Genomic DNA, 6,016 nt, shown 5'->3' on the forward strand with positions numbered 1-6,016 from the left:
GCCGGCACCTGGGCCGGTCGGGGGGCCACCGCGTCCGGTGTCCGGGGCGGCCGGCGGCCCGCCGTGTCCGGCGGCCGGGCCGGTTGGGGGGCCGGCTGAGGGGCCGCTGTGTTCAGTGGGCGGGCCGGCCGGAGGGCCGCCGTGCCCGTGCCCGTTCCCGCCGTGCCCACCGGGGCCGCCGTGTTCGGCGGACAGGTCGGGCGGGGGGTTACCGGGGCGGGCGAACAGCAGTTTGGCCTGCCTGGCCTGCATCTGCGTGACCGTTTCCACGACCGGCCGCCGCTGTTGCTCGAACTGGCCGAGCGTGTCGCGGTCGAAGCTGCCGGCGGCCAGCGCCGAGACGAGGATCGGATGCGCGAGTGCCGCGTCCTGGATCGCGAGGTTGATCCCCTGGCCGCCGATGGGGCCGTGCGTGTGCGCGGCGTCCCCGATGAGCAGCAGGCCGTCCCGGGCCCAGGTGTCGGCGAAACCGGCGAACACGTCCAGCACCGCGAGGTCACCGGGCACGTTGATGTACTTGGTGATCAGGTCGGCGTAGCGGGGAACGGACTGGCGGATCTGTTCCTTGATGTGCTCGATCCCGTGCTGGGCCAGCGACCGGTAGCTGCGCCGCGGGAGCGTCCAGCCCAGCTGGAGGCTGTCGGGGTAGGCGTCGTAGACGATGATCGGGTTGCCGTCGCCCTGGAAGACCGTCACCTCGGGGCCGTGCCGTTGCGGGGCGGGCAGTTTGAACCACACCATGTCGTAGTCGAAGGTGTCGATCTTGGTGAATGTGATGTCGGCCAGCCGCCGGGTCCTCGAGTGCCGCCCGTCCGCGGCTATCACGCACCGGGCGTCGATCCGCTGTTCGGTGTCGCCGTCCGGCAGGGTGACGCCGACGACGCGCTCGCCGTCCAGGAGCAGCCCGCTCGGTGACCGGCCGTCGAGATACTCGAAGCGGTCGTACTGTTTGCAGGCGTCGAAGAGCTCTTCCAGGACGTTCGGCTGCGGGATGCTGAGGAAGTGGTTGTACGGCGGTTCGATCTGGTCGTACTCGGCCTGGAACAGGGGGCGTCCGCCGGAGACGATACGGAAGCGCGAGCACTCGTAGTGGCCCCGTTTGCGGGCGCCGTCGAGAACACCCAGCTGGTCCAGTATCAGCGCGCCTCCGGGCTGGAGGATCTCGCCGCGGTACTCGCGGTCGAACGACGTCGCCCGTTCGACGAGGACAACCCGGGCGCCGGATCGCACCAGCAGCAGCGACAGGCTGAGCCCGGCTGGGCCGGCGCCGATGACGCAGAAATCTGTCTCCATGATGAAAGCTGCTCCCGTTTGGTCAGACCAGGGCGGCGGTGAGGTCGTGGATGACCGCGACGACGTCGGTGGGCGTCGGCTGGGCGGCGTTCTCGGCGGAGAGCGCCGCCGCCCTGTCCCGGTACGAGGGGGTGTCGAGCAGGTCGCGGCAGGCCGCGACCACCGACTCGGCCGTGACGCCTTCCCCCAGCAGCTGCCGGCCCGCGCCGGCGGCGCTGATGCGCGCGGCGTTGTCGAACTGGTCCGCGAACCGCGGCAGCGCGAGCTGCGGCAGGCCCGCTGTCACCGCGGTCAGCGTCGCCCCGGAGCGCCCGTGGTGGACGACAAGGTCACTGGTGGGTGCGACCAGGTGCAGCGGGAGCAGGCCGGTGGGGGCGCCGGCCGGCAGCGGCAGCGTCCAGCCGGGGCTGATCGGGTCCTCCAGGCCGGCCACGACCTCGATGCCGAGGCCGTGCAGGACGGCGGCGACCTCCGCCAGCGTTTCCGCGAGGTTCCGGAAGGCGGCCCTGACCAGGCTGCTGCCGACGGCCAGGGTGACCCGGGGCCGCTCCGTCCGCCTGAGGATCCACTCGGGCAGCGCGGCGGCTCCGCTGTAGGGGACGTAGCGGATGTGCCGGTCGCGGGATCCGGGCGGGTCCGCGGGCCGCAGGCTCGGCGGGCACGGGTGCAGGCGCAGCATGGGTTCGGGCAGGTCCGTCAGGCCCAGGCCGGCGAGTTCCGGCGTGAGCTCGTCGCGGGCGGGCGGCCGGGCCTCGGGCATCGTCGTCACACCCCAGCCGTGTTCGACCCAGGGTAGGCCGTGCGTCTCGGCGGCGAGCTGGCCCGCGTGCTCGGTCGGTTCGCTGATGATGACGTCCGGGCGCCAGCGCTCCACCAGTTCCAGCGTGTACGGCAGGGTGGCGGCGGTCAGGCGTCCCCAGGCCCGGCCGGTGCCCTCGTTGCGTTCCGCGGCGTTTGTCGCGGGCGGCACCGGCCGGCCGTCCCGCTCCCTGGTCATGATCGTGAGGAAGTCGACCGACGGCGCGGTCGGCCCCGCCGGCAGCGCGGCCTCGGTGATGGCGCCGGTGAAGTTCGCCGGCGCGGCGACCAGGACGTCGTCGCCGGCCGCCCGCAGCGCGTGCGCGAGCGGAACCAGCGGAAAGAGATGACCGTGGACCGGAGAAGTGGTGAAGAGCACTCGCACGAACTGCTCCTTACGGGTGTGACAGGTGTGGGGACACGGCCCGCGACGGTCGTCCCGGGCCGGCATCCCGTTTCAGGCGGTGAACGCCGGGTCGCGGTCACCGGTATCCGGCTGGAGCGTGCGAGTACCTCCCGGCAGACTGACGCCGAGCCCGCCGGAATGCGTTCCCCCCGTGCCCACGCCGAGTTGGCGCAGCAGGCCGCGGTCGTCACGGATGGCGTCGTGCTCGACCACCGTGCCGTCCGATATGCGGAACCAGTGGATGTGCCGCCAGGTGACCCGCTGGCCGGCCGCCCGCACACCCATGATCACGTCTTGTGCCTCGCCCTCGACCGCCAGTTTCGCCACGACGTTCTCGGTGTCCGCGACGATGCTCTCGACCGTCCAGGTCGCGGTCGGGAAGGCGCGCAGCACGACTGCCAGGGTCTGGGCCAGCCCGTCACGCCCCGGGGGGCTGCCCGGCTGGAGCCGGTGGTTGACCATGTCCGGCGCGAAGGCCGACACGGCGGCGTCGACGTCCCCGCGCTCCAGTGACCGGAAGTGCTCGAGAATCGTTCTCCGGTTGGCCTCGACCCGCCTGTCGACAGCGGATTCCGCTCTTTCCGAAGAAATTTCCGGGTCTTCTTTCTCGACATGCAGGACGATTTCCGAGATTTCCATTCTCGCGCTTTCCCGAAGTTCGCGCAGGGGTGCGGTAAGGATGTCCTGTTCCGGGCTCCGCTCGAATTTCTGGAATGCTTCCGGGCTGTCCCAGTCGCTGGTGATCACAAATTCGCGGGGGCCGGTGCGCAGGAGGCTCTGGCGCAGGTTTCCCGGCGTCCGGCGGACCACCGAGGCGATCTTCTCCCAGGCGTCGACGAAGTCCTGCTCCCGGTCGGGACGGACGAGCATGCGCAGCGTCGCTCTGATCATCGGGTTCCTCCGTCCGTGGTCGCGGGGTCGACGGCCCGCAGGATCAGCGAGCTGTTGAAGCCGCCGTAGCCGCGGGCGTTGACCATGGCGACCCGTACCGGGGTCTCCCGGGGCACCCGGACGAGATCGAGGCGGTACTCCGGCGCCGGGTCGTCGAGGTTGCCCACCGCCGGGATCACCCCGTCCCGGATGGACAGGACGGCGTTGACGGCGGCCAGGGCCGAGCCGCCCGCGCACATCCGCCCGGTCAGGCCCTGGGGGGCGGTGACCGGGACCCGCTCGGCGTGCGCGCCGAAGGCGGTATGGATCGCGCGCGCCTCGAGCTCGTCGAGGTCGCGGGAACCCGCGCCGTCCGCGAAGATCACGTCGACGTCGGCCGGGGTGAGCCGCGCGTCGGCGAGCGCCCGGCGCATGGCCTCGGCGTACCAGCGCGGATCCGGCGACGGGTCGCGGTGGTGGTGGGCGTCGTGGGTCGCCGCGTACCCGGCGATCTCGGCGTACACCCTCGGCGCGCCGCGGGCCGCCGCGGACGCCGGGTCCTCCACGACGAGCGTCGCGCCGCCCTCGGCGGGCACGTGGCCGCCCGCCTCGCGGTCGAACGGCTTGTAGCCGCCGTGTGGCTCACGGCTGGTGGACAGGCGCCCGCCCGTGATCTGGCAGGTCAGCGCGTAGGGGGTGAGGCCGGCTTCGGCGCCGCCGGCGAGCACCACCGGCGTCCCGCGCCTGATGGTCCGCCGCGCCTGCGCCAGGCTGTCGAGACCGCCGGCGCCGTCGGAGACCACGACCCCGGACGGCCCCTTGACGCCGTGCTGGATGGAGGCCTGGCCGGTGGTCGCCGCGTAGAACCAGGCGATGGACTGGTAGACGCTCACGGCCTGGCGGCCCCGGCTCCACAGCCGCTGGAGCTCCCGCTGGCCGAAGTCGTTGCCGCCGGAACCCGCCCCGAACACCACCGAGGTCGCGTACGGGTCATGCGCTGCCGGGTCATAGGCGGCGTCGGTCAGCGCGAACCCGGTCGCGGCCATGCCCAGCCACGTCCACCGGTCGGTCTGCAGGATGATCCGGCCGCCGATGTGGTCGGCGGGGTCGAAGCCGGTCACCTCACCGGCGAGCGTGGTGGCGTACCGGCTGGCGTCGAAGCTGGCGATCGGCCCCACCCGCAGCTCACCGCGCAGCGTGGAACGCCAGTGCTCCTCGGTCCCGATGCCGCTGGGGGTGACCGCCCCGATGCCGGTGATGACAGGACGCAGCCCGGCGCGGGTGGCGCTCACCGGTCACCTCGTCCGCGGTCGAGCACGATGGCCGACTGGAACCCACCGAAGCCGCTGCCGACCGACAGCGCCACGTCGACGTCGTACTCGCGGGCGATGTTCGGCACGTAGTCCAGGTCGCACTCGGGGTCCCGGCTGGACCAGTTGGCCGTGGGCGGGACCACCCGGTTCTCGATCGCCAGGGCGCAGGCGGCGATCTCGATGGCGCCGATCGCTCCGAGGGAGTGGCCGACCATGGACTTGATCGAGCTCACCGGGACGTCGTAGGCGTGCGGCCCGAGCGACTTCTTGAACGCGGCCGTCTCGTGGCGGTCGTTCTGCTTGGTCCCGGAGCCGTGCGCGTTGACGTAGCCGACCCTGGTCGGGTCGGTACGGCCCTGCCGCAGGGCGTCCGAGATCGCTTCGGCCATGTCGAGGCCGTCGGCCTTCAGGCCGGTCATGTGGAAGGCGTTCGAACGGGCGGCGTAGCCGGTGATCTCGCAGTACACGTGCGCGCCCCGGGCCCGGGCGTGCTCGAGCTCCTCCAGGATGAGCACGGCGGAGCCCTCACCCATGACGAACCCGTCCCGGCTGGCGTCGAACGGCCGGGACGCGTGCTCGGGGTCGTCGTTGCGGGCCGACGTCGCGCGGATCGCGTCGAAGCAGGCGATGGAGATCGGGGACAGCGGCGCGTCCGTCGCACCCGCGATCACGATGTCGGCCTCGCCGTCGGCGATGAGCTGGTGGCCGTACCCGACCGCGTCGATCCCGGAGGTGCAGCCCGTGGAGACCACGTGCGCCGGGCCGTGGGCGGAGAAGCGGCAGGCCACCTCGGTGGCCAGACAGCTGGGAACCAGAGCGTGATAAAGGAACGACGAGGCGTAGACGGGATCGACGAGCCAGTCGCGCCCGCTGTCGCTGGCGACGACGTACTCGTCCTCCAGCCGGGTGGTGGCGCCGACCGCGCTGCCCATGCTGACGGCCACCACCGGACCGCCGGCGTCGGCGGCGTCGGCGCTGTCGGCGCCGTCCCTGCCGAGCTCCAGACCGCTGTCGGCCACGGCCTCGGTCGCGGCCGCGAGAGCGAACTGCACGAAGCGGTCGTTGCGGGCGATCTCCTGCGGGGTCAGGCCCGCCGCGGCCGGGTCGAAGTCGCATTCGGCGGCGATCTGCGAGCGGAACTGCGTCGGGTCGAAGAACGACAGACGCCTGGTAGCCGTCCGGCCCTCGGTCAGCAGGTCCCAGAACTCCTTGCGGACAGTGCCTCCCGGCGCGACCACGCCGATGCCGGTTATGGCCGTCCTTCTCACTTCCGGCTCCTTCACGGGGTGTTTCTCACGGGTGTTCCGCGGCGGGTGCCGCGGGCTGGGCCAGGGCT

5 protein-coding genes are annotated in these 6,016 nt (G+C 72.3%); all 5 read right to left on the minus strand.

The genetic code is table 11. The annotated features are described in order from the left end of the window. The coding region (locus NBW84_RS01245; RefSeq protein ID WP_250280888.1) for an FAD-dependent monooxygenase at positions 1 to 1,293 on the minus strand (1,293 nt) is incomplete at its 3' end. Positions 1,294 to 1,315: 22 nt separating this feature from the next. Next, the gene (locus NBW84_RS01250) at positions 1,316 to 2,476 is read right to left on the minus strand and encodes a glycosyltransferase (RefSeq protein WP_250280891.1); all 1,161 of its coding nucleotides are present in this window, start codon (positions 2,474 to 2,476) and stop codon (positions 1,316 to 1,318) included. A 72-nt stretch (positions 2,477 to 2,548) separates the two neighbouring features. Beyond that, positions 2,549 to 3,388 (minus strand): ester cyclase, encoded by an 840-nt coding sequence (locus NBW84_RS01255; protein WP_250280893.1) that lies wholly within the window; start codon positions 3,386 to 3,388, stop codon positions 2,549 to 2,551. Beyond that, positions 3,385 to 4,659 carry a beta-ketoacyl synthase N-terminal-like domain-containing protein gene (locus NBW84_RS01260; protein ID WP_250280895.1) on the minus strand — a complete coding sequence of 425 codons (1,275 nt, stop codon included), beginning with the start codon at positions 4,657 to 4,659 and terminating at the stop codon, positions 3,385 to 3,387. Before NBW84_RS01260 ends, NBW84_RS01255 begins: the two co-directional genes overlap by 4 nt. After that, a complete protein-coding gene (locus tag NBW84_RS01265; RefSeq protein WP_445548213.1) occupies positions 4,656 to 5,948 on the minus strand; it encodes a beta-ketoacyl-[acyl-carrier-protein] synthase family protein in 1,293 nt (430 codons plus the stop codon). Before NBW84_RS01265 ends, NBW84_RS01260 begins: the two co-directional genes overlap by 4 nt. Positions 5,949 to 6,016: the final 68 nt, after the last annotated feature.

This window comes from Protofrankia sp. CiP1_Cm_nod2 (assembly GCF_920664355.1).
Classification (GTDB): domain Bacteria; phylum Actinomycetota; class Actinomycetes; order Frankiales; family Frankiaceae; genus Protofrankia.

Excerpts from the sequence above, each read along its gene's own strand:
- NBW84_RS01255 (WP_250280893.1), bottom strand. The coding sequence starts at position 3,388 with ATGATCAGAGCGACGCTGCGCATGCTCGTCCGTCCCGACCGGGAGCAG.